The organism is Pseudomonas sp. 5.2, from assembly GCF_059025405.1.
Window position 1 is genome coordinate 155,854 of record NZ_JBYBHH010000003.1, and the last position, 21,049, is coordinate 176,902.

20 protein-coding genes and 1 pseudogene are annotated in these 21,049 nt (G+C 62.9%); 7 read left to right on the forward strand and 14 right to left on the reverse strand.

All coding sequences use genetic code 11. From position 1 onward, the window contains the following. Nucleotides 1-87: 87 nt before the first annotated feature. The 7 genes and pseudogenes from AC5PZ0_RS06485 to dadA all read right to left on the reverse strand — a co-directional run bounded on the left by AC5PZ0_RS06485 (nt 88) and on the right by dadA (nt 7,068). Nucleotides 88-1,947 (reverse strand): acetyl-CoA hydrolase/transferase C-terminal domain-containing protein, encoded by a 1,860-nt coding sequence (locus tag AC5PZ0_RS06485; protein ID WP_493854561.1) that lies wholly within the window; start codon nt 1,945-1,947, stop codon nt 88-90. Nucleotides 1,948-2,099: 152 nt separating this feature from the next. Next, nucleotides 2,100-2,525 (reverse strand): hypothetical protein, encoded by a 426-nt coding sequence (locus tag AC5PZ0_RS06490; RefSeq protein WP_493854623.1) that lies wholly within the window; start codon nt 2,523-2,525, stop codon nt 2,100-2,102. A gap of 105 nt (nt 2,526-2,630) precedes the next feature. Beyond that, a pseudogene (locus tag AC5PZ0_RS06495) lies at nt 2,631-2,948 on the reverse strand (RHS repeat-associated core domain-containing protein); the annotation flags it as partial. A 316-nt stretch (nt 2,949-3,264) separates the two neighbouring features. Beyond that, nucleotides 3,265-3,669 (reverse strand): c-type cytochrome, encoded by a 405-nt coding sequence (locus AC5PZ0_RS06500; RefSeq protein ID WP_033693936.1) that lies wholly within the window; start codon nt 3,667-3,669, stop codon nt 3,265-3,267. A 154-nt stretch (nt 3,670-3,823) separates the two neighbouring features. Next, the gene (locus AC5PZ0_RS06505; protein WP_099430791.1) at nt 3,824-4,372 is read right to left on the reverse strand and encodes a cupin domain-containing protein; all 549 of its coding nucleotides are present in this window, start codon (nt 4,370-4,372) and stop codon (nt 3,824-3,826) included. Nucleotides 4,373-4,495: 123 nt separating this feature from the next. Then, nucleotides 4,496-5,569, reverse strand: a complete 1,074-nt coding sequence (gene alr, locus AC5PZ0_RS06510) for an alanine racemase (RefSeq protein ID WP_493854562.1) — start codon at nt 5,567-5,569, stop codon at nt 4,496-4,498. A 194-nt stretch (nt 5,570-5,763) separates the two neighbouring features. Beyond that, nucleotides 5,764-7,068 carry a D-amino acid dehydrogenase gene (gene dadA, locus AC5PZ0_RS06515; RefSeq protein WP_186681483.1) on the reverse strand — a complete coding sequence of 435 codons (1,305 nt, stop codon included), beginning with the start codon at nt 7,066-7,068 and terminating at the stop codon, nt 5,764-5,766. 155 nt (nt 7,069-7,223) lie between these two features. Here dadA and dadR point away from each other — a divergent pair, with 155 nt between their 5' ends. After that, complete coding sequence (dadR, locus tag AC5PZ0_RS06520; RefSeq protein ID WP_003258963.1) at nt 7,224-7,712, forward strand: transcriptional regulator DadR; 489 nt, start codon at nt 7,224-7,226, stop codon at nt 7,710-7,712. A gap of 2 nt (nt 7,713-7,714) precedes the next feature. On the opposite strand, the gene AC5PZ0_RS06525 is transcribed toward dadR, so the two are convergent. Beyond that, nucleotides 7,715-8,068, reverse strand: a complete 354-nt coding sequence (locus AC5PZ0_RS06525; RefSeq protein ID WP_027592171.1) for a YkgJ family cysteine cluster protein — start codon at nt 8,066-8,068, stop codon at nt 7,715-7,717. Nucleotides 8,069-8,263: 195 nt separating this feature from the next. Between AC5PZ0_RS06525 and AC5PZ0_RS06530 the strand changes: the two genes are divergently transcribed. Further along, entirely contained in the window at nt 8,264-9,556 is a 1,293-nt protein-coding gene (locus AC5PZ0_RS06530) for an NAD(P)/FAD-dependent oxidoreductase (RefSeq protein WP_493854563.1), read from the forward strand. Nucleotides 9,557-9,584: 28 nt separating this feature from the next. Here AC5PZ0_RS06530 and AC5PZ0_RS06535 read toward each other — a convergent pair whose 3' ends face one another. Beyond that, nucleotides 9,585-9,815, reverse strand: a complete 231-nt coding sequence (locus AC5PZ0_RS06535; protein ID WP_493854564.1) for a DUF1127 domain-containing protein — start codon at nt 9,813-9,815, stop codon at nt 9,585-9,587. A gap of 178 nt (nt 9,816-9,993) precedes the next feature. Between AC5PZ0_RS06535 and AC5PZ0_RS06540 the strand changes: the two genes are divergently transcribed. Both AC5PZ0_RS06540 and AC5PZ0_RS06545 read left to right on the forward strand, forming a co-directional pair. Continuing rightward, complete coding sequence (locus AC5PZ0_RS06540) at nt 9,994-11,424, forward strand: aminotransferase-like domain-containing protein (RefSeq protein WP_177323868.1); 1,431 nt, start codon at nt 9,994-9,996, stop codon at nt 11,422-11,424. 60 nt (nt 11,425-11,484) lie between these two features. After that, on the forward strand, nt 11,485-13,038 hold the full coding sequence (locus AC5PZ0_RS06545; RefSeq protein ID WP_265970271.1) for a phospholipase D family protein: 1,554 nt from the start codon (nt 11,485-11,487) through the stop codon (nt 13,036-13,038). A 121-nt stretch (nt 13,039-13,159) separates the two neighbouring features. Here the strand turns inward: AC5PZ0_RS06545 and AC5PZ0_RS06550 are convergent, their stop codons facing one another. Together AC5PZ0_RS06550 and AC5PZ0_RS06555 are read right to left on the reverse strand one after the other, a co-directional pair. Then, nucleotides 13,160-14,299 (reverse strand): MFS transporter, encoded by a 1,140-nt coding sequence (locus AC5PZ0_RS06550; protein ID WP_238210126.1) that lies wholly within the window; start codon nt 14,297-14,299, stop codon nt 13,160-13,162. 139 nt (nt 14,300-14,438) lie between these two features. Continuing rightward, the gene (locus tag AC5PZ0_RS06555; protein ID WP_027592165.1) at nt 14,439-15,932 is read right to left on the reverse strand and encodes an aldehyde dehydrogenase; all 1,494 of its coding nucleotides are present in this window, start codon (nt 15,930-15,932) and stop codon (nt 14,439-14,441) included. 196 nt (nt 15,933-16,128) lie between these two features. Here AC5PZ0_RS06555 and AC5PZ0_RS06560 point away from each other — a divergent pair, with 196 nt between their 5' ends. Further along, on the forward strand, nt 16,129-16,488 hold the full coding sequence (locus AC5PZ0_RS06560) for a cupin domain-containing protein (RefSeq protein WP_027592164.1): 360 nt from the start codon (nt 16,129-16,131) through the stop codon (nt 16,486-16,488). A 68-nt stretch (nt 16,489-16,556) separates the two neighbouring features. Here the strand turns inward: AC5PZ0_RS06560 and rpmG are convergent, their stop codons facing one another. Both rpmG and rpmB read right to left on the reverse strand, forming a co-directional pair. Then, nucleotides 16,557-16,712 (reverse strand): 50S ribosomal protein L33, encoded by a 156-nt coding sequence (gene rpmG / locus AC5PZ0_RS06565; protein ID WP_003253507.1) that lies wholly within the window; start codon nt 16,710-16,712, stop codon nt 16,557-16,559. A gap of 11 nt (nt 16,713-16,723) precedes the next feature. Continuing rightward, nucleotides 16,724-16,960, reverse strand: coding sequence for a 50S ribosomal protein L28 (gene rpmB, locus AC5PZ0_RS06570; protein ID WP_003253504.1), 237 nt, complete (start codon nt 16,958-16,960; stop codon nt 16,724-16,726). Nucleotides 16,961-17,320: 360 nt separating this feature from the next. Here rpmB and AC5PZ0_RS06575 point away from each other — a divergent pair, with 360 nt between their 5' ends. Beyond that, nucleotides 17,321-18,910: an ABC transporter substrate-binding protein gene (locus AC5PZ0_RS06575; protein WP_493854565.1), complete on the forward strand. Its 1,590-nt coding sequence runs from the start codon at nt 17,321-17,323 to the stop codon at nt 18,908-18,910. A 119-nt stretch (nt 18,911-19,029) separates the two neighbouring features. Here AC5PZ0_RS06575 and radC read toward each other — a convergent pair whose 3' ends face one another. After that, the gene (gene radC / locus AC5PZ0_RS06580) at nt 19,030-19,710 is read right to left on the reverse strand and encodes a RadC family protein (protein ID WP_027592162.1); all 681 of its coding nucleotides are present in this window, start codon (nt 19,708-19,710) and stop codon (nt 19,030-19,032) included. A gap of 127 nt (nt 19,711-19,837) precedes the next feature. Between radC and coaBC the strand changes: the two genes are divergently transcribed. Continuing rightward, complete coding sequence (gene coaBC / locus AC5PZ0_RS06585) at nt 19,838-21,049, forward strand: bifunctional phosphopantothenoylcysteine decarboxylase/phosphopantothenate--cysteine ligase CoaBC (RefSeq protein ID WP_027592161.1); 1,212 nt, start codon at nt 19,838-19,840, stop codon at nt 21,047-21,049.

Consider the following 21,049-nt stretch of genomic DNA (forward strand, 5'->3'; position numbering starts at 1 on the left):
CGGCGCAAGGCCGCTCCCACATGGGTTAATGCAGCCCCCTGTGGGAGCGGCCTTGCGCCGCGATGGGCTGCGCAGCAGCCCCCGCTATCACCCAGTCGCCGCCAACCCCGCCAGCAACAACCGCTGATAAATCTCGTCCTTTAGCCCCTGGGGATCATCCAACCCCATTCGCACCAGCTGGCCCCCATACCCCTCCGGCCCCGGCGCATCCAGCGCGGCCTTGCCCAGCTCCAGCGCTTCGCTCAGCCTGAACTTGCTCTTCAACCAGTTCAGCGCCCGCAGCAAGTCCCGCTCCTCAGCCGTGAAATCTGTCCCCAGCGGATACTCCGGAAACAACCCTGCATGCCGTGCCCGGATGGCCTCGAGCCGCTCCGGCGTATTGTCAGTGAAGCGGGCTTCCAGCTCGAAATCCTTGGCCAGCTTGCCGGCCTTCTTGGCCTGCGCCATCAGCTCGCCCTGGAAGCGTGAGTCACTGACCGCCAGCAGCCGCGCAATCACCTCACTGTCAGTCTGCCCACGCAAATCGGCGATGCCGTACTCGGTTACCACGATGTCACGCAAATGCCGGGGAATGGTGCAGTGGCCGTACTGCCAGAGCAGGTTGGACGTCACCTGCCCACCCGCCTCACGCCAACTGCGCAGCAGCAAAATCGAGCGCCCACCCTCCAGCGCGTGGCCTTGGGCGACGAAGTTGTACTGCCCGCCCACGCCGCTGAGCACACGGCCATCCTCCAACTGGTCGGCAACCCCCGCGCCGAGCAAGGTCATGGTGAACACGGTATTGATGAAGCGGGCATCCCGACGTTGGCGGCGTTTCAGTTCCTCTTGGCCATACAGCTCGTTGATGTAGCTGATCCGCGTCATGGCAAAGCGTGCGCGCTGCTCCAGCGGCATTTCCCGCAAGCGTTGGTAGAACACCCGCGGGCCAAGGAAAAACCCGCCATGCACCAGCACGCCCTGCTCGTCCGCCGGGCGCCGCACCACGCCTGCCTCGGCCAGCGCCAGCAGGCCATTGACGAACATCTCGCTGCAACCGTAGAGGCCTTGGGCGAAGGCATCCAGCCCCCCTTCGCGCTCGATCAGGGCCTGCCACGGGCCGACATCCAGTTCATCCATCAAGGCCCGGTAGCCGGCGTTGTCGCCCTGCCTGGCCAGCAACGCCGCGGCCACGGCATCGCCCATGGCGCCAATGCCGATCTGTAGCGTGCCGCCATCGCGCACCAGCGTGCAGGCGTGCAAGCCAATGCAATGGTCCTGGGTGTTGACCGGCATGTTTGGCGTGGAGAACAGCCGACGTTGCTCCACCTCGTCAATCAGCAGGTCGAAGGCGTCGATGCTTAGCTCCGCATCACCCGGCATGTAGGGCAGTTCGGCATGAACCTGCCCGAGCATGAGAATGGTCTCGCCGGCCGCGCGGCGCTTGGCGATTATCGGCAGCAGGTCGAGGGTGATGTCGGGGTTGCAGGCCAGGCTCAGGTGCACGGGCTTTTCGGGCGTGGCAGCCACCAGCTGGGCAATCAGGTTCAGGCCCTTGGCGTTGATGTCGCGGGCAGCGTGGCTGTAATTGCTGCTGATGTAGTCCTGCTGGGCAGTCTCGCTGTGCAGCAGGCTGCCGGGCTGCATGAAGAACTGCTCGACGCGGATGTTCGGTGGCAGTTGGTCGTTGCGCAGGTCGGCGAGGTAAGTGAGTTCTTCGTAGTCGGCAAAGACACGCTCGACGAAGGGCTCGAGAAAACGCCGCTGCAGGCCATCACCCAGTGGCGGGCGACCGAGGCTGAGGGCGGTGTAGATCGTCAGGCGACGTTCGGGCAGGTCGCGCACCCGGGCGTACAGGGCGTTGACGAAGGCGTTAGGTTTGCCAAGGCCCAGTGGCAGGCCCATGTGGATATGGGCCGGCAGGCGTGACAAGACCTGCTCGACAGCCTGATCGATGGCGCAGAGGTGCATCTTGGCCTCCTGAGTCTTCCATGGGTTCAGGGGTTGGACACGTATTCATGTGGGTTGGTTGCCTGGGCCCCTCTGGGCGAGGCGTCCCCTCACCAACGTTGCATTTCTATGTACCACAGAGGTTTCAAGGTCAGAATGATTAAACTTGGCAATCAGAATGAGTCACCGATGAGCGGGTGAAGGAGTCTAAGCGGCATTCTGATCTCTGTCCGCACAATAATATTACTGAACGTAGGGGGCCTAATTAGCAGAATGTCAGGACTCGGACGATCAAATTGCACACCCGCTCTCCAGCGCTCAACATCTCTACCATATACCCCGAAAATTCGCCCATCCTTTCCAGCATATTTATTGGCGTGCATGTAACTTGTCGAGCCATAAAGCCCTCTGCCGAGAAGGGTGCGTTTCAAGCGATTTGCATCTACTCCTGCCTCCAACGACTGCGTATACATCTCCTGACTACCATGAAAGCCAATCAATTCATAGTCAAAAGGCACGCCATCGGCTTGCTCGACAATTTTCATATTGTATTTATTAGGGATATCACGATAACTAACGAAATGCTTTTCGTATTCCACGGGAATGGACTCGTATACGGTAGCAGGCAAATTATGCTTTTTGGGGAAGGGACGTCTGTACAGATCAACGAGCGGCTTGAAAACCGAACTATTACCACTTGGGTCCTGTCGGTTTAGGGGATCTCCAAGGCAGTACGCATATGGATTCAACCCGCCCGCTGCAAAGGGACTCATGCTGTCCGGGCTAATGAATCGCATCAATGATGTGCTGAATGATCGACGACCATTGCCCAGTGGGTAACAACCGGTAGCAGGATCCGGTCGGTCACCATTAAATCCGAGCAAGGTCTGGAAGGGCGAGTGATAGCCATAAGGTGAATAGCCCAGATTCCCGCGAGCACTACCGGGGATTGGCATTTGTGGCTGTGTTCGGCTGGCTGCATTCGGCTGCAGACAGTTATTATCCGCTATTCCAAAACCCATTGTTAACTACCTACCATCGCAGCCAGAAGCTTGAGTATTTTCCAAAACCCCGAAAAACAAAACTGATAGAAATGCTAGTTATGCATGAGGCCGATGCTGAATTATTGACGGTTACTGAGTCTTCCATGGATTCAGGAATTGGCTTGATTGACTGTGCCGGCCCTTTCTCGGCTAAAGCCGGTCCCACAGGGATTTCAAAGTCTTTGAGCCCAGTGCTGTATCTGTGGGAGCGGGTTTACCCGCGAAAGGGCCGGCACAGCCAGCACAAAAACAAAGCCCGCCATCAACGGCGGGCCTCGTGCAATTCAGCTGTTACTCACAACCCCGACATCTTCTTGATCGCCCCTTTCAGGTCATCATCCGAGCAATCCGCGCACGTGCCTTTAGGCGGCATGGCGTTGATGCCGGTAATGGCCTTGGCCAGGATGCCATCCAGGCCGCCCTGGTGGTCGGCGCGTTCTTTCCACGCCGCGGTATCGCCGATTTTCGGCGCGCCGAGCAAGCCGGTGCCATGGCAGGCATTGCAATGCTTGGCGATGATGTCGTCTGGCGTCTTGGCACCGCCGCCGCCTGCCGCCGCGGCCACTTCCATGCCCTTGCACTCCTGGCCTTGGACGCACACCTGGCCAACCGGCTCTAGCCGCTTGGCGATGTCGTCGTTGGTCGCAGCGGTTGCGCTCATTGCCCAGAGGGCGAATACGGCTGCTGGTACGGCCAGCATCTTCTTGATTTGGTTCACGCGTACACCCTCATGGTGGCTAATCACGCTCGCGGCCACGGGTCGGCGAGCGTTGAAAAGTATAGCGGGAACCCAGAGACCGTGAAACGACCCTACACAGGAAAGGGGTATTGCCGAATCAATGCACTGCGCTGGATCAAAAGTTTGAAGGCGTCGCCGCGCTGATCAGCCGGGCCGGCTCGGCGAAGGGGTTGCGAAAGCGGTGCGGACGGGTGCTTTCGAAGTAGTAACTGTCGCCTTCTTCGAGGATGAACACTTCGTTGCCGACCACCAGTTCAAGCCGGCCTTCGAGCAGGATGCCGGTCTCTTCGCCGTCGTGGGTGAGCATTTCGGCGCCGGTGTCGGCACCCGGTGGGTAGACCTCGGTGAGAAATGCGATGGCCCGGTTGGGGTGCGACTTGCCCACCAGTTTCATGGTCACCGCGCCGTCCGAGATATCGATCAGCTCATCGGCCTTGTAGACGATCTGCGTCGGGCTCTCGACAGCCAGTTCGACCGAAAAGAATTCGACCATCGACATCGGAATGCCGCTCAACACCTTGCGCAGCGAACTGATCGAAGGGCTGACGCTGTTTTTCTCGATCATCGAGATGGTGCTGTTGGTTACGCCCGCGCGCTTGGCGAGTTCACGTTGTGACAGGCCCTTGAGCTTGCGGATGGCTTGCAGTCGTTCGCCGACGTCCAAAGCTGGAGCCTCCTGAAACGGGTAGAAATAGGGGTGGATGTGAACGATATCATGGCAATGCCGTTCAGTATTTACAACACACCACCCCTCAAGCTGTCCGCTTCAGCGTCTCATTCGTCGCACTTACTCACCGCAGTAGTCTTTCGGCACCCGCTTCAGGTTGCAGAAGATCTGGTAGGGGATGGTGCCGGCCTGCGCAGCCACTTCGCTGGCCAGCACCTGCTTGCCCCACAGCTCTACCGGGCTGCCGACGTTAGCTTCTGGCACATCGGTCAGGTCGATGCAGAGCATGTCCATCGAGACCCGGCCGATCAGCTGGGCGCGCTTGCCGGCGACCATCACCGGGGTGCCATTGGGGGCTTGGCGCGGGTAGCCATCGGCGTAGCCCATCGCGACCACGCCGACACGGGTCGGCCGCGGGCTGGTGAACTTGGCGCCGTAGCCAACCGGCTCACCGGCGGGCAGTTCGCGCACGCTGATGACGCGCGACTGCAAGGTCATCACCGGTTGCAGGCGTTGCGCCTCGGCCTGGGCGACTTCGAAGGGGGTGGCGCCATACAGCATGAGGCCTGGGCGTACCCAGTCGCCGCCAGCCTGTGGCCACGCCAACACCCCGGGCGAGTTACGCAGGCTGCACTCGGCGGCCAGGCCCTGACGCGCAGCCTCGAACACCGCGATCTGCTCGGCGGTGGCGTCGGCGTCCAGTTCGTCGGCACGGGCGAAATGGCTCATCAGTACGATGCGCGCCACCTTGCCGCTGGCCAGCAGGCGCTGATACGCCTCGTGGTAATCCTTGGGGTGCAGGCCTACGCGGTGCATGCCGCTGTCGAGCTTCAGCCAGATCGTCAGTGGCTTGTGCACCTGGGTCTTTTCGATCGCTTCGAGTTGCCACAGCGAATGCACCACGCACCACAGGTCGTGCTCGGCGATCAGCGCCAGCTCGCTGGCCTCGAAAAAACCTTCGAGCAGCAAAACGGGGGCTTTGATACCCGCGGTGCGCAGCTCCAGTGCTTCTTCGATGCAGGCCACGGCAAAGCCGTCGGCTTCGGCTTCCAGCGCCAGGGCGCAACGCACCGCGCCATGGCCGTAGGCATCGGCCTTGATCACGGCAAGGGCTTTGGCGCCGGTCAGTTCACGGGCGAGGCGGTAGTTGTGGCGCAGGGCCTGGAGGTCGATCAGGGCGCGGGCGGGACGCATGGCGGCATGCCTTATGGTGGTTCAGTTTAAAAACAGTGTCTGCTTCTTCGCGGGCAAGCCCGCTCCCACAGGTACTGCACAGTGTTCAATAGCTGTGCTGACCTTGTGTGAGCCACAGGTACTGCACAGTGTTCGATAGCTGTGCGGTCCCTGTGGGAGCGGGCTTGCCCGCGAAGAGGCCGGTACAGGTGAACTTATTGCTGGTGAACGGGCGCGGTCTGCCCGTGCTTGGCCACTTCCCGGCTGTTGCCATACCGAGAAATATCCAGCCCTTCGGCACTGATCTGCGGCTTTTTACGTGCAATCAGGTCCGCCAGCAGGCGACCGGAGCCGCACGCCATGGTCCAGCCCAAGGTGCCGTGGCCTGTGTTGAGGAACAGGTTACGGAACGCTGTGGCACCCACGATCGGCGTACCGTCCGGGGTGGCCGGGCGCAGGCCAGTCCAGAAACTGGCTTGGCTCAGGTCACCGCCGCGAGGATAAAGGTCGTTGACGATCATCTCCAGCGTTTCGCGCCGACGCGGGTTGAGCGACAGGTCAAAACCGGCGATCTCAGCCATGCCGCCAACGCGGATGCGGTTGTCGAAACGGGTGATGGCAACCTTGTAGGTCTCGTCGAGAATGGTCGACGTCGGCGCCATCTCGGCGTTGGTGATCGGCACGGTCAGCGAGTAACCCTTGAGCGGGTAGACCGGCGCCTTGATGCCCAGTGGCTTGAGCATCTGCGGAGAGTAGCTGCCCAGGGCCAACACGTAGCGGTCGGCGGTTTCCAGCTTGCCGTCGATCCATACACCGTTGATGCGGTCACCGGCAAAGTCCAGGCGCTGAATGTCCTGGCCGAAGCGGAACTCCACACCCAGCTTCTGCGCCATGTCGGCGAGCTTGGTGGTGAACAGCTGGCAATCGCCGGTCTGGTCGTTGGGCAGGCGCAGTGCACCGGCGAGGATGTCTTTAACCCCGGCCAGGGCCGGTTCGACGCGGGCAATGCCATCGCGGTCGAGCAGTTCATACGGCACGCCGGACTGTTCGAGCACAGCGATGTCCTTGGCTGCGGCATCGACCTGAGCCTGGGTGCGGAACAACTGGGTAGTGCCCAAGGTGCGGCTTTCGTAGGCGATGCCGGTTTCGGCGCGCAGCTCGTCGAGGCAGTCGCGGCTGTACTCGGACAGGCGCACCATGCGCTCCTTGTTCACCGCATAGCGGCTGGCGGTGCAGTTGCGCAGCATCTGTGCCATCCACAGGTACTGGTCAACGTCGCCGGTGAGCTTGATGGCCAGTGGCGCATGGCGTTCGAGCAGCCACTTGATGGCTTTGAGCGGCACACCCGGGGCAGCCCAGGGTGAGGCATAGCCGGGCGAGATCTGGCCTGCGTTGGCGAAGCTGGTTTCCATGGCCGCCGCTGGCTGGCGGTCGACCACCGTCACTTCAAAACCTTGCCGGGCCAGATAATAGGCACTGGCGGTTCCGATGACACCGCTACCAAGTACCAGAACTCGCATTGTTGATCCCTCGCACGCGGCGCACCGCAGTCTTTTGTTGAAATGGCATGGATGCGCGCAGTATAAAAATTACAGACCAGTGCAATTCACTATATAAAAGCCTATATTTGGCGAGAATTCTCGGCAATATTGCCTTTCACGGAGGGGCATCCCCTATGAGAACCCAGCACCAGAGCAAGCGTGAACTGGACAAGATCGACCGCAACATACTGCGGATCCTGCAGAATGACGGCCGTATTTCCTTCACCGAACTGGGCGAGAAAGTTGGGCTTTCCACCACCCCGTGCACCGAGCGCGTCCGCCGCCTGGAGCGCGAGGGCATCATCATGGGCTACAACGCCCGGCTCAACCCGCAGCACCTGAAGGGCAGCTTGCTGGTGTTCGTCGAAATCAGCCTGGACTACAAGTCTGGCGACACCTTCGAGGAGTTCCGCCGCGCCGTGCTCAAGCTGCCCCATGTGCTGGAGTGCCACCTGGTCTCAGGCGACTTCGACTACCTGGTGAAAGCGCGCATCTCGGAAATGGCCTCGTACCGCAAGCTGCTGGGCGACATCCTGCTGAAGCTGCCGCACGTGCGCGAGTCGAAGAGCTACATCGTGATGGAGGAAGTGAAAGAGAGCCTCTGCCTGCCGATTCCGGACTGAGGCTAGACCAGCACTTGGCGGGTGGTGGCGATGAACTGGTGAACGAGCTGCTCGGCCTCGGGCTCGATCATCTGTTCCGGGCCGCGACCGCGTGGGCAGGCCATGCGCGGGGTGGTGCCGAACAGGCGGCAGATCATCGGCCGCTCTTCATACACCGTGCAACCATTGGGGCCCAGGTGCACGCAGTCCAAGTGCTCCAGCGCAGCGGCCTGCTCCGCCTCGGTCTTGCGCGGCAGGCGGGCCATTTCTTCGGTGGACGTGGTGACCGGGCCGCAGCAATCGTGGCAACCGGGCTCGCACTCGAATGAGGGGATGAGCTCGCGCAGGAAGTGGATCTTGTGGCGGTTGCAGGACATGGCGGGTACACAATGAGGGTCGAGGTCGAATTATAGGGCCAATCGCCGGCAAGCCGGCTCCCACCAGTACACCGCTTATCTCAGGGGCAGTGCAGCCCCGGTGGGAGCCGGCTTGCCGGCGATTGGGCCAGTTGCCCCACCACAAAACCCCAGCTTATCCTCCCCCCTTCTGTTTTCCTGCCCAGGACCTGCCCCATGATCCATAGCGCGCAGCACGCCGCCTCCTATTACGCCGCCAGCAGCGCGCCCCACCCCGACCACGCTTTCCTGCAAGGCGAGCACAACGCCGACGTGTGCATCGTCGGCGGCGGCTATTCAGGCCTGAACACCGCCATCGAACTGGCCGACCGTGGCCTCTCGGTGATCCTGCTGGAAGCCCGCAAGCTCGGCTGGGGCGCCAGCGGGCGCAACGGCGGGCAACTCATCCGCGGGGTTGGACATGGCCTGGACCAGTTCCTTCCAGTGATCGGCGAAGAAGGCGTGCGTAGCATGAAGCTGATGGGCCTGGAAGCCGTGCAGATCGTCCGCGAGCGGGTCGAGCGCCACGCCATCGCCTGCGACCTGACCTGGGGCTACTGCGACCTGGCCAATAAACCTGCTGAGCTGCTGGGCTTTGCCGAAGAGGCTGAAGCACTGCGCAGCTTGGGCTACGAGCATGAGCTGCGCCTGGTCGGCAAAGACGATATCCACAGCGTGGTCGGCGCCGAGTGCTATGTCGGCGGCCTGATCGACATGGGCTCGGGCCACCTGCACCCGCTCAACCTGGCCCTTGGCGAGGCGGCCGTAGCCAGCCGCCTGGGCGTGCGCCTGTATGAGCAGTCGGAAGTCACCCGCATCGAGTATGGCCCAGAGGTCAAGGTGCACACCGCTCAGGGCCGGGTCCGCGCCAAGACGCTGGTGCTGTGCTGCAATGCCTACCACAACGACCTCAACCGCGAGCTGGGCGGCAAGGTGCTGCCCGCCGGCAGCTACATCATTGCCACCGAGCCACTGGGCGAGGAACGCGCGCGCACACTGCTGCCACAGAACATGGCCGTGTGCGACCAGCGTGTAGCGCTGGACTACTATCGCCTGTCTGCGGACCACCGGCTGCTGTTCGGCGGTGCCTGCCACTATTCCGGCCGCGACCCGCAAGACATCGCCGCCTACATGCGGCCGAAAATGCTCAAGGTTTTCCCGCACCTGGCCGATGTGCGCATCGAGTTCCAATGGGGCGGCATGATCGGCATCGGCGCCAACCGCCTGCCGCAGATCGGCCGTTTGGCCAGCCAGCCGAATGTCTATTACGCCCAGGCGTACTCTGGCCATGGGCTCAACGCTACCCACCTGGCCGCACGCCTGCTGGGCGAGGCCATCAGCGGCCAGCAAAGCGGGCGCTTCGACCTGTTCGCCAAGGTGCCGCACATCACCTTCCCGGGCGGCAAGCACCTGCGCTCGCCGCTGTTGGCACTGGGGATGCTCTGGCACCGGCTGAAAGAGCTGGTCTGAATGCTGCCGTGCCTACAAATTGAGCCGTTTATGCCTTCCAGAAGGGTTTGCGCCCTTCTGTACGGGCCTGCTCCCAGCTCAGCCCGACATCGCGCAACTCATCGTCTTTCAGTTGCAACAGCGCCCTGCGGGTATGCCAGCGATGCACCATCAGCCCCCAACGGCTCAGGCCCGCTGGCGCATTGAAGACCTTGGCCCGCTGCCCGGCTTCCAGGTCCTTGGCCATCAGTTGCAAGCGCACATCGCTCATGCCACCCATCACTGCGTTCTCCCGTTCAGTTGATACCGTGGAGCAAGCATGCGCGTTGGTAATGGTGACAATACAGATCCACTAGCGGCTTATTATTCCCATACAGAATTGGCGAATCGACGCGTGAATGCTGTATTTTCAGCGCAACTGTACTGGTCGCTATCCGCAGGCGACGCTGGAGTATGCCGTGACGCTCTACCTCAACCTCGCCGAGCTGCTCGGCGCCCGTATCGAGCAAGGCCTGTATCGCCCCGGCCAGCGCCTGCCTTCGGTGCGCGCCCTCAGCATGGAACACGGCGTCAGCCTGAGCACCGTGCAGCAGGCCTACCGCATGCTCGAAGACAGCGGCATGGTCTCGCCGCGGCCCAAGTCGGGCTACTTTGTCAGCGAACACCGCCACCTCCCTGCCCTGCCCGCCGTCAGCCGCCCGGCCCAGCGCCCTGTGGACATTTCCCAGTGGGAACAGGTGCTGGAGCTGGTCCGCAGTACCCCTCGCCAGGACGTGATGCAACTGGGCCGAGGCATGCCCGACGTCAACAGCCCGACCCTCAAGCCGCTGTTGCGCAGCCTCGCCCAACTGAGCCGGCGCCAGGACATGCCTGGCCTGTATTACGACAACATCCATGGCAACCTGGCCCTGCGCGAGCAGATCGCCCGCTTGATGCTGGACTCCGGCTGCCGCCTGGGCCCGGCCGACCTGGTGGTGACCACCGGCTGCCATGAGGCGCTGTCCTGCAGCATTCGCGCGGTGTGCGAGCCGGGCGATATCGTCGCGGTCGACTCGCCCAGCTTCCATGGCGCCATGCAAACCCTCAAGGGCCTGGGCATGAAGGCACTGGAGATCCCCACCGACCCGGTCACCGGCATCAGCCTCGAAGCGCTGGAGCTGGCCCTGGAGCAGTGGCCGATCAAGCTCATCCAGATCACCCCGAGCTGCAACAACCCGCTCGGCTACATCATGCCCGAGGCGCGCAAGAAGGCGTTGCTGAGCCTGGCCCAGCGCTATGACGTGGCCATTCTGGAAGACGATGTGTACGGCGACCTGGCCTACACCTACCCACGCCCGCGCACCCTCAAGTCGTTCGACGACGACGGCCGCGTGTTGCTGTGCAGCTCGTTCTCCAAGACCTTGGCCCCCGGCCTGCGCATCGGCTGGGTCGCGCCGGGGCGTTACCTGGAGCGGGTGCTGCACATGAAGTACATCAGCACCGGCAGCACCGCCAGCCAGCCGCAACTGGCCATTGCCGACTTCATCAAGGCCGGCCATTACCAGCCCCACGTGCGCCGCATGCGCAGCCAATACCAACGCAGCCGCGACGTGATGAGCGACTGGGTCACCCGTTACTTCCCACCGGGCACCCGGGTCAGCCGGCCCCAGGGGGGCTTCATGCTGTGGGTCGAACTGCCCGAACATTTCGACACACTGCGGCTGAACCGCGCTTTACTGGAGCAGGGGGTGCAGGTTGCCGTGGGCAGCATTTTCTCGGCCTCGGGCAAGTTCCGTCACTGCCTGCGCATGAACTTCGCCGCCCAACCTACGCCGGCAATCGAGGCCGCCGTGCGCAACGTGGGTGAAACCGCCCTTCGTCTACTGGATCAGGACGACGCCTGCGCGTAACTTTGCGCCGCCCTCCACGGTCCAACCCCTTAAGCTTTTGCTGTACAGGACGCGCTTACCTTGAGATTGCAGCAAGCTCTGCCGCTTCTGCTGACGCTACTGCTCGGCCTTGCAGGCTGTGCCAGCGTCGGCGCCCCTCGCGAAGTCAGCCAGGCGCTGCCGGCCAACGATTCCGCCTTCGGCCGCTCGGTGCTGCGCCAGGCGGCACCTTATGAGGGGCGCTCGGGCTTTCGCCTGTTGCCCAACAGCAACGAGGCGTTTCGCGCGCGCGCCGAGCTGATCCGCAACGCCCAGGCCAGCATCGACCTGCAGTACTACATCGTCCACGACGGCCTCAGCACCCGCGCGCTGGTGCATGAGCTGCTGCGTGCCGCCGACCGTGGCGTGCGCGTGCGCATTCTGCTGGACGACACCACCAGCGATGGCCTGGACACCATCATGGGCACCCTCGATGCCCACCCGAATATCCAGATCCGCGTCTTCAACCCGCTGCACCTGGGGCGCAGCACCGGCGCCACGCGGGCCGTAGGCCGCCTGTTCAACCTGTCGCGCCAGCACCGGCGCATGCACAACAAGCTGTTCCTGGTGGACAACAGCATGGCCATCGTCGGCGGGCGCAACCTGGGTGACGAGTACTTCGATGCCGAGCCCAACCTCAACTTCACCGACATCGACTTGCTGGGCGTAGGCCCGGTGGCCGAACAACTTGGCCACAGTTTCGACCAGTACTGGAACAGCGCCCTGAGCCGGCCGATCGGCGATTTCCTCTGGCGCCTGCCGGATGCCGACGACCTGCGCGCCAGCCGGCACCGCCTGGAGGTTTCCCTGGCCGAGGCGCGGACGCGGCGCAAGGCCTTGTATGACCGGTTGATGGCGTACCAGTCGCAGCCGCGCCTGGATATCTGGCGCAACGAGCTGATCTGGGCCCACAGCCAAGTGCTGTGGGACGCGCCGAGCAAGGTGCTAGCCGATGACGAGCCCGACCCGCACCTGCTGCTGAGCCAGCAGTTGGCGCCGGACCTGGCCAACGTGCACAAGGAGCTGATCCTGGTATCGGCGTACTTCGTGCCGGGCGAGCCGGGGTTGCTGTACCTGACCGGCCGTGCCGATGCCGGGGCGTCGGTCCGGCTGCTGACCAATTCGCTGGAAGCCACCGATGTGCCAGCGGTGCATGGCGGCTATGCGCCCTACCGCCGTGCGCTGCTCGAACATGGCGTGCAACTGTTCGAGCTGCGCCGCCAGCCGGGCGACCCCAGCGCCGGGCGCCTGAGCTTCCGTGGCAGCTCCGATTCGAGCCTGCACAGCAAGGCGATCGTCTTCGACCGGCGCAAGACGTTCATCGGCTCGTTCAATTTCGACCCGCGTTCGGTGCTGTGGAATACCGAGGTCGGGGTACTGGTGGACAGCCCGGAGCTGGCCGAATACACCCGCGAGCTGGCCGTGCAGGGCATGGCGCCCGCGCTGAGTTATCAGGTGAGGCTGGCCAATGACAAGCTGGTCTGGGTGACCGAGGACAATGGCCAGCTGCACACGCTGAAAGCAGAGCCCGGCGGGCTCTGGCGGCGCTTCAATGCCTGGATCAGCAAGGCGGTTGGCCTGGAGAAGATGCTGTAGTTCCGATTGCGGGGGGGCGCTTTGCGCCCCATTCGCAGCACAAGGCTGCTCCTACAGAGCACCGCTATTCCTGTAGGAGCAGCCTTGTGCTGCGAAAGGGCCGCAAAGCTTCCAAAGAACATCAGGCAGGCGCAGGTTCGAAGGCACCGCGCCGACGGGTCAACACCACCAGCCCTGCGGCCCCAATAGCCATCAACAACGGCAACGCATGCCCGCTGATCCACTGGCTACCCGCCCCAGCCAACAGCGGCCCGAGCAGGCAACCGATGCCCCACAGCTGCGCCACATGGGCATTGGCACGTACCAGCGCATCATCCCGATAACGCTCGCCGATCAGCACCAGCGACAGGGTGAACAACCCCCCAGCACTGGCCCCGAACAGCACCCACAGCGGCCAGATTACCGGCGTGTGCAGCAGCAACGGAATCGCCAGGCTGGAGCACATCAAGGTCACCGCACAACCGGTGAACAGGGTGCGCCGCGACATGTGGTCAGCCAGCGCGCCGATCGGCAACTGCAGCACTGCATCGCCCACCACCACCGTGCTCACCATGAACAAGGCAACCTCGGTGGTGAACCCTTGCTGCAGGCTGTAGACCGGCAACAAGGTCAGGATCATCGCCTCGAACGAGGCAAACAGGGCGATTGCCCAAGCGATCACCGGCAGGCGGCGACAGAAAGCGACCAGGTCGCGGAAGGTGACGCTGTAGGCTTCAGTGGTCGGCGCCCCGCCGCGGCCCAACAGCACCAGCGGTGCCAGCAACAGCAAGCCGGTCGCGGCCCAGAACCCAAAGTCGTCGTCCGAACCGAGAAAGCCCAGCACCAGCGGCCCGGCCAGTTGGCTCAACGCATAGCTGCTGCCATACAGCGCCACCAGGCGGCCACGCCATTGCTCGACCACCAATTGGTTGATCCAGCTTTCGCCGAGGATGAACACCACGGTCAGGGACATGCCGATCAGCAGGCGCAGGGCCAGCCACAGCGGGTAGCTGGGCAGCACCGCGACCAGGCCAATCGACAGCGCGCCGCCCCAGAGGCACAGGCGCATGGCCGAAGGCACGCCGACCCAACCGGCCAGGCGGCTGGCCAGGCTGGCACCCAGCAGTACGCCCAAGGCGGGCATCGCTGCCATTACGCCGATGGCGAAACTGCCGTAGCCCCAGGCCTCCAGGCGCAGGGAGACCAGCGGCATGCTCACGCCGAGCGCAAGGCCGACGCTGAGTACGGATGCCAGTACGGCGAAGTAGGTGCCCCAGCGCATGTGCTCCCCCTGTTGGATTTTCTTGGGCCCATTCGCGGGACAAGCCCGCTCCCACAGGTACTCCGCGATTCTGAAATCAGCGGTGAACGTGTGGGAGCGGGCTTGTCCCGCGAATGGGCCGCATCGCGGCCCCAGCGATTTACAGCTTGATCCAGGTCGCTTTCAGCTCGGTGTATTTCTCCAGCGCATGCAGCGATTTGTCACGGCCGTTGCCCGACTGCTTGAAGCCACCGAACGGCGCGGTCATGTCGCCGCCGTCGTACTGGTTGACCCAGACGCTGCCAGCGCGCACGGCACGGGCGGTCTTGTGGGCCTTGGAAATGTCCGAGGTCCAGATGCCAGCCGCCAGGCCGTACGGCGTGTCGTTGGCAATGGCGATGGCTTCTTCGGCCGTGTCGAAGGTGATCACCGACAACACGGGGCCAAAGATTTCTTCCTGGGCGATCTTCATGGCATTGGTCACGCCGTCGAAGATGGTCGGCTCGACATAAGTGCCGCCGGTCTCTTCGAGGATGCGCTTGCCACCGGCCAGCAGTTTGGCGCCATCCTTGTGGCCAGCGTCGATGTACGACAGCACGGTGTTCATCTGCTGGGTATCGACCAGCGCGCCAACGGTGGTCTGCGGGTCCAGTGGGTTGCCCGGTTTCCAGCCTTTGAGGGCCTCGACCACCAGGGGCAGGAACGTGTCCTTGATCGAGCGCTCGACCAGCAGGCGCGAACCCGCGGTGCAGACTTCGCCCTGGTTGAAGGCGATGGCGCTGGCAGCGGCTTCGGCAGCGGCTTGCAGGTCCGGTGCGTCGGCGAAGACGATGTTCGGGCTCTTGCCGCCGGCTTCCAGCCAGATGCGCTTCATGTTCGATTCGCCAGCGTAGATCATCAATTGCTTGGCGATCTTGGTCGAGCCGGTGAACACCAGGGTGTCGACGTCCATGTGCAAGGCCAAGGCCTTGCCGACAGTGTGGCCGTAGCCTGGCAGCACGTTCAGCACACCGGCCGGGATGCCGGCTTCGATGGCCAGCTGGGCGATGCGGATGGCGGTCAGTGGCGATTTTTCGGACGGCTTGAGCACCACCGAGTTACCGGTGGCCAGCGCCGGGCCGAGTTTCCAGCAGGCCATCAGCAGCGGGAAGTTCCACGGCACGATGGCACCGACGACGCCCACCGGCTCACGGGTTACCAGGCCGAGTTGGTCATGCGGGGTAGGTGCGACTTCGTCGTAGACCTTGTCGATGGCTTCGGCATTCCAGTGCAGGGCTTGTGCTGCGCCTGGGACGTCAATGGTCGAGGAGTCGCCGATCGGCTTGCCCATGTCCAGGGTTTCGAGCAGTGCCAGCTCTTCGACGTTCTTGCGCAGCAAGTCGGCGAAGCGGATCAGCTTGGCCTTGCGCTTGGCCGGAGCCAGGCGCGACCAGACGCCGGAATCGAAGGTGGCACGGGCGTTCTCGACGGCACGGTTGGCGTCAGCCAGGTCGCAGCTGGCGACCTTGGCCAGGAAGCGTCCGTCGACCGGGCTCAGGCACTCGAAGGTCTCACCGGATGCGGCGTCGGTGTATTCGCCGTTGATGAAGGCACGGCCTTCGATCTTCAGTTGCTGGGCACGTTGTTCCCAGTCCGCACGAGTCAGGGTGGTCATACGAAACTCCTCCTCTTGTTTAGGTGCAACGCCGCACTGAGGACTCACTGGCGTTGTCAGAATTCTGGCCGGGCGACGCGCGCGCACGGGCAAACGACACCCTAAACCAGCCTGTGTAAACTATCAATATATTTGACACGAATGGCCTAAAAGCCTACTGATGTTCATTTTATTAAACAACAACAGGAGCCGCACCATGAGCATCGCCAGCATCATCGACTTCGCCCAGGTTCTGACCGAGGCTGAACGCTACCGCCCGGCGGCAGAGAAAATCCTCAAGGGCGAGCCCGACCAGGCCGTCTATAACCACTACTCCAGCCCGTGCGGCCAGTTTGCGGCGGGTGTCTGGGAAGGTGAAGTCGGGCAGTGGACCGTGAACTATACCGAGCACGAATATTGCGAGATCGTGCAGGGCGTTTCGGTGCTGCGCGACCAGGATGGCGGCGCCAAGACCCTGCGCGCCGGTGATCGGTTCGTCATCCCGGCCGGCTTCAAAGGCACCTGGGAGGTGCTGGAGCCTTGCCGCAAGATCTACGTGATGTTCGAGCAGAAGTAAGGGTCCTGGCAGGCAAAAAAAAACCCGCGTCCTTTCGGATGCGGGTTTTTTTTAAGGTTGCCGATCAATTACTTGATCTTGGCTTCCTTGTACACCACGTGCTTGCGAACAACCGGATCATATTTCTTGATCTCGATTTTGTCCGGAGTGGTGCGCTTGTTCTTGTCGGTGGTGTAGAAGTGGCCGGTACCGGCACTCGAAACCAGACGGATCAATTCACGCATGATGTTCTCCCTTAAACCTTGGCGCCAGCTTTACGGATGTCAACCAGAACGGCGTCGATGCCGCGCTTGTCGATGATACGCATGCCCTTGGCGGAAACGCGCAGACGCACGAAACGCTTCTCGGACTCAACCCAGAAACGGTGGTGCTGCAGGTTCGGCAGGAAACGACGACGGGTTTTGTTGTTTGCGTGGGAAATGTTGTTCCCGGTTACTGGACCCTTACCAGTAACTTGACAGACTCTCGACATGACTCAGCCCTCTAAAACCACATGCCCAACCCGGCATGGGTTGGCCGCTTAATCTCTCAGTCTTTGGCGCCAGGCGCCGTGATTCTGGAGGTCTTATCGACCGGATCCGCTGATGCGACAGGCCGAGCCCCTAGAAAAGAGCGCTGCTTTATACCAGAAAGACTGCATTGCAACAACAGATGATGAGCATCTAGCTGAGGCAAATCGTGCGCGAGCAGCATAGCGACTAGCGCGGCGCACTGTCGACCACTCGTCGCCAGCCGACAGAAAAAGAGGGTGGTCATTTGCTGATGCGCACACTAGGGTAGGACGTTTCCAGACTGCACTGGCAGATGGGCCACTGACAGCCAAGGAGTCACGATGCGTGCCGCCGCCTTTTCCTTATTGTTTACCTCCCTGTTTGCCGCCGGCATCGCCCAGGCAGCCCCGCTGAGTGTCTGCAGCGAAGCCAGCCCCGAAGGCTTCGACGTGGTCCAGTACAACTCGCTGACCACCACCAATGCCTCGGCCGACGTGCTGATGAACCGGTTGGTGGAGTTCGACGCCGGCCAAGGCAAGGTTGTCCCTAGCCTGGCGGCGAGCTGGACGGTGTCGGCAGACGGCCTGATCTACGACTTCAAGCTGCGCGATGACGTGAAGTTCCACACCACCGCCTACTTCAAACCGACCCGCGAGCTGAACGCCGACGACGTGCTGTTCAGCTTCCAGCGCATGCTCTACCCGGCCCACGCCTGGCACAAGACTGCGCCGGGCGGTTACCCGCATGCGCAATCGCTGCAACTGGGCACCCTGATCAAGTCGATCGATGCCCCCGAGCCGCACACTGTGCGCTTCACCCTGACCCACCCGGATGCCACGTTCCTGGCCACCTTGAGCATGGGCTTTGCTTCGATTTATTCCGCCGAGTATGCCGACAAACTGCTCAAGGCGGGCACGCCGGACAAGCTCAACAGCCAGCCGATCGGCACCGGGCCGTTCGTCTTCCAGCGTTTCCAGAAGGACGCCGTGGTGCGCTACCGCGCCAACCCCGACTACTTCGCCGGCAAGCCTGCGGTCGACCCGCTGATCTTCGCCATCACCACCGATGCCAACGTGCGCCTGCAAAAACTCAAGCGCAACGAGTGCCAGGTGGCCCTGTCGCCCAAGCCGCTGGACATCGCTGAAGCCGGCAAGGATGGCAACCTCACGGTAGCCAGCACGCCGGCCTTCATGACCGCCTTCGTCGCCATCAACAGCGAACACCCGCCCCTGGACAAGCCAGAGGTGCGCCAGGCCATCAACCTGGCCTTCGACAAACAGGCTTACCTCAAGGCGGTGTTCGAAGGCACCGCGACGGCCGCCAACGGCCCCTACCCGCCCAACACCTGGAGCTACGCCAAGGACCTGCCCGGCTACCCCTTGGACCTGAAAAAGGCCAAGGCCTTGCTGACCAAGGCTGGCCTGCCTGACGGCTTCAGCACCACGATCTGGACCCGCCCTTCGGGCAGCCTGCTCAACCCCAACCCCAGCCTTGGCGCGCAGATGCTGCAGGCCGACCTGGGCAAGATCGGCATCAAGGCCGAAATCCGCGTGATCGAGTGGGGCGAGCTGATCCGCCGCGCCAAGGCCGGCGAGCATGACTTGCTGTTCATGGGCTGGGCGGGTGACAACGGCGACCCGGACAACTTCCTCAGCCCGCAGTTTTCCTGTGCGGCGGTGAAGTCGGGGACCAACTTTGCACGGTTCTGCGACAGCCGCCTCGACCAGCTGATCAACGCCGGGCGCACCACCAATGACCAGAGCGTACGCAGCCGGCTGTACCAGCAGGCGCAGACGCTGATCCAGCAGCAGGCGCTGTGGGTGCCGCTGGCGCATCCGACCGCGGCTACCCTGCTGCGCCAGGGGGTCGAGGGGTACCAGGTGAGCCCGTTTGGGCGGTTGGATTTCAGCAAGGTTTCGGTGACCAAGTAAGCCTGTGCCGGCCTCTTCGCGGGCAAGCCCGCTCCCACAAGGACCTCACAGCCTTTGAATGCTGTGCGGTACCTGTGGGAGCGGGCTTGCCCCGCGAAGAGGCCGGCACATGTACACCGCTAAGCAACGATCCACCCCTCCTCCACCATCGACAACGGCTCGCCATCGCCCACGATGATGTGGTCGAGCACCCGCACATCGATCAGCCCTAACGCGCGCTTTAGCGCCAACGTCATGTGCACATCATCCTGGCTGGGCTCGCTGTTGCCCGACGGGTGGTTATGGCACAGGATCAACGCCGCTGCGTTGTGCAGCAACGCTCGGCGCACCACTTCCCGCGGGTAGATACTGGCCCGGTCGATCGTCCCCCTGAACAGGATCTCGAACGCCAGCGGCCGGTGCTTGGTATCCAGAAACAGGCAGCCAAACACTTCACTGGGCTCATGGCGCAGCATGGCCTTGAGGTAGCGCCGCACCGCCTCCGGGCTCTCCAGCGCCGGCGTGCGCTCGATCGTCTCATCCAGGTAACGCCGGCCAATCTCCAGAAGCGCCTGCAACTGGGCATACTTCACGGGCCCAAGGCCTGGCTCGCGCAAAATGGCTTGACGATCAGCCTCCAGAAATGGCCTCAGGCCCCCAAAGCGAACCAGTAACCCCCGCGCCAGCTCCAGCACGTTACGCCCGGCAACGCCCGAGCCCAGCAGCACCGCTACCAGCTCGGCGTCCGAAAGCACCGCGGCCCCCCGCAACAACAACTTCTCCCTCGGCCGTTCTTCAGCCGGCCATTCCCTGATACTCATCCCCACTCCTTGGTCCTGCTGCGGCACGTTTGGGCCCTGTGTTAATCTATTTCGCCTCGTACATGCGACGTTCTGCCGCAGGCAGTTCTTGTCGCCGCCCGCTTTCACTGGAAAAAGGCAAAAGCCTATGCAGCGGCTGTATCACAAGCGCATCGTCCTCGGCGTCGGTGGCGGCATTGCCGCCTACAAAAGCGCCGAACTGATCCGCCGACTCCTGGAGCACGGCGCGCAGGTGCGCGTCGTCATGACCCGTGGCGGTGCAGAGTTCATCACCCCGCTGACCCTGCAGGCGCTGTCCGGCCACCCGGTGCACATGGACCTGCTCGACCCCGCCGCCGAAGCGGCCATGGGCCATATCGAGCTGGCCAAGTGGGCCGACCTGGTCCTCATCGCCCCCGCCACGGCCGACCTCATGGCGCGCATGGCCCAAGGCATGGCCGACGACCTGCTGACCACCCTGATCCTGGCCACCGACGCCACCGTTGCCGTCGCCCCGGCCATGAACCAGGCGATGTGGCGTGACCCGGCCACCCAGGCCAACCTCGACCTGCTCAAAAGCCGTGGCATCCAGGTGTTCGGCCCAGCTTCCGGCAGCCAAGCCTGTGGCGACGTAGGCCTTGGCCGTATGCTCGAGGCCACCGACCTGGCCTGGTGCGCCGCCGAAAGCTTCAAGCGCCAGACGCTCACCGGCAAACACGTACTGATCACTGCCGGCCCAACCCAGGAAAACATCGACCCGGTCCGCTACATCACCAATCATAGCTCCGGGAAGATGGGCTTCGCCCTCGCCGAAGCGGCTGCCGAAGCGGGTGCTCGGGTGACCCTCGTCACCGGCCCGGTGCACCTGCCGACCCCCGACCGGGTCAACCGCATCGACGTGGTCAGCGCGCGGGACATGCTCGCGGCCTGTGAAGCGGCCATGCCCTGCGACCTGTTCATTGCCTCGGCAGCGGTCGCGGACTACCGCCCAGAGGTGGTTGCCACGCAAAAACTCAAGAAAGATCCTACGACCGGCGACGGCATGCTGCTGCAGATGGTGCGTAATCCCGATATCCTTGCGACCATCGCTGGCCGTGGCGACCGCCCGTTCAGCGTCGGCTTCGCCGCCGAAACCGAACACCTGCTCGATTACGCCACACGCAAGCTCAAGGACAAGAACCTCGACCTGATCGTCGCCAATGATGTGGCCAACCCCAGCATCGGCTTCAACAGCGAAGAGAACGCCTTGACCGTGATCGACCGCCAGCAGCACCAGACCCTCTTTGCGCAGACCAGCAAGGGCAAGATCGCCCGGCAGCTGGTCGCCTTCATCGCCGAACGGCTCAACCAGGTTCAATAA

What these genes read in the sequence shown, in the direction of transcription:
- AC5PZ0_RS06485 (WP_493854561.1), bottom strand. Translation starts at nt 1,947, where the DNA reads ATGCACCTCTGCGCCATCGATCAGGCTGTCGAGCAGGTCTTGTCACGC.
- AC5PZ0_RS06500 (WP_033693936.1), bottom strand. Translation starts at nt 3,669, where the DNA reads ATGCTGGCCGTACCAGCAGCCGTATTCGCCCTCTGGGCAATGAGCGCA.
- alr (WP_493854562.1), bottom strand. Translation starts at nt 5,569, where the DNA reads ATGCGTCCCGCCCGCGCCCTGATCGACCTCCAGGCCCTGCGCCACAAC.
- dadA (WP_186681483.1), bottom strand. Translation starts at nt 7,068, where the DNA reads ATGCGAGTTCTGGTACTTGGTAGCGGTGTCATCGGAACCGCCAGTGCC.
- dadR (WP_003258963.1), top strand. Translation starts at nt 7,224, where the DNA reads ATGAGAACCCAGCACCAGAGCAAGCGTGAACTGGACAAGATCGACCGC.
- AC5PZ0_RS06525 (WP_027592171.1), bottom strand. Translation starts at nt 8,068, where the DNA reads ATGTCCTGCAACCGCCACAAGATCCACTTCCTGCGCGAGCTCATCCCC.
- AC5PZ0_RS06530 (WP_493854563.1), top strand. Translation starts at nt 8,264, where the DNA reads ATGATCCATAGCGCGCAGCACGCCGCCTCCTATTACGCCGCCAGCAGC.
- AC5PZ0_RS06535 (WP_493854564.1), bottom strand. Translation starts at nt 9,815, where the DNA reads ATGGGTGGCATGAGCGATGTGCGCTTGCAACTGATGGCCAAGGACCTG.
- AC5PZ0_RS06550 (WP_238210126.1), bottom strand. Translation starts at nt 14,299, where the DNA reads ATGCGCTGGGGCACCTACTTCGCCGTACTGGCATCCGTACTCAGCGTC.
- AC5PZ0_RS06555 (WP_027592165.1), bottom strand. Translation starts at nt 15,932, where the DNA reads ATGACCACCCTGACTCGTGCGGACTGGGAACAACGTGCCCAGCAACTG.
- AC5PZ0_RS06560 (WP_027592164.1), top strand. Translation starts at nt 16,129, where the DNA reads ATGAGCATCGCCAGCATCATCGACTTCGCCCAGGTTCTGACCGAGGCT.
- rpmG (WP_003253507.1), bottom strand. Translation starts at nt 16,712, where the DNA reads ATGCGTGAATTGATCCGTCTGGTTTCGAGTGCCGGTACCGGCCACTTC.
- rpmB (WP_003253504.1), bottom strand. Translation starts at nt 16,960, where the DNA reads ATGTCGAGAGTCTGTCAAGTTACTGGTAAGGGTCCAGTAACCGGGAAC.
- AC5PZ0_RS06575 (WP_493854565.1), top strand. Translation starts at nt 17,321, where the DNA reads ATGCGTGCCGCCGCCTTTTCCTTATTGTTTACCTCCCTGTTTGCCGCC.
- radC (WP_027592162.1), bottom strand. Translation starts at nt 19,710, where the DNA reads ATGAGTATCAGGGAATGGCCGGCTGAAGAACGGCCGAGGGAGAAGTTG.
- coaBC (WP_027592161.1), top strand. Translation starts at nt 19,838, where the DNA reads ATGCAGCGGCTGTATCACAAGCGCATCGTCCTCGGCGTCGGTGGCGGC.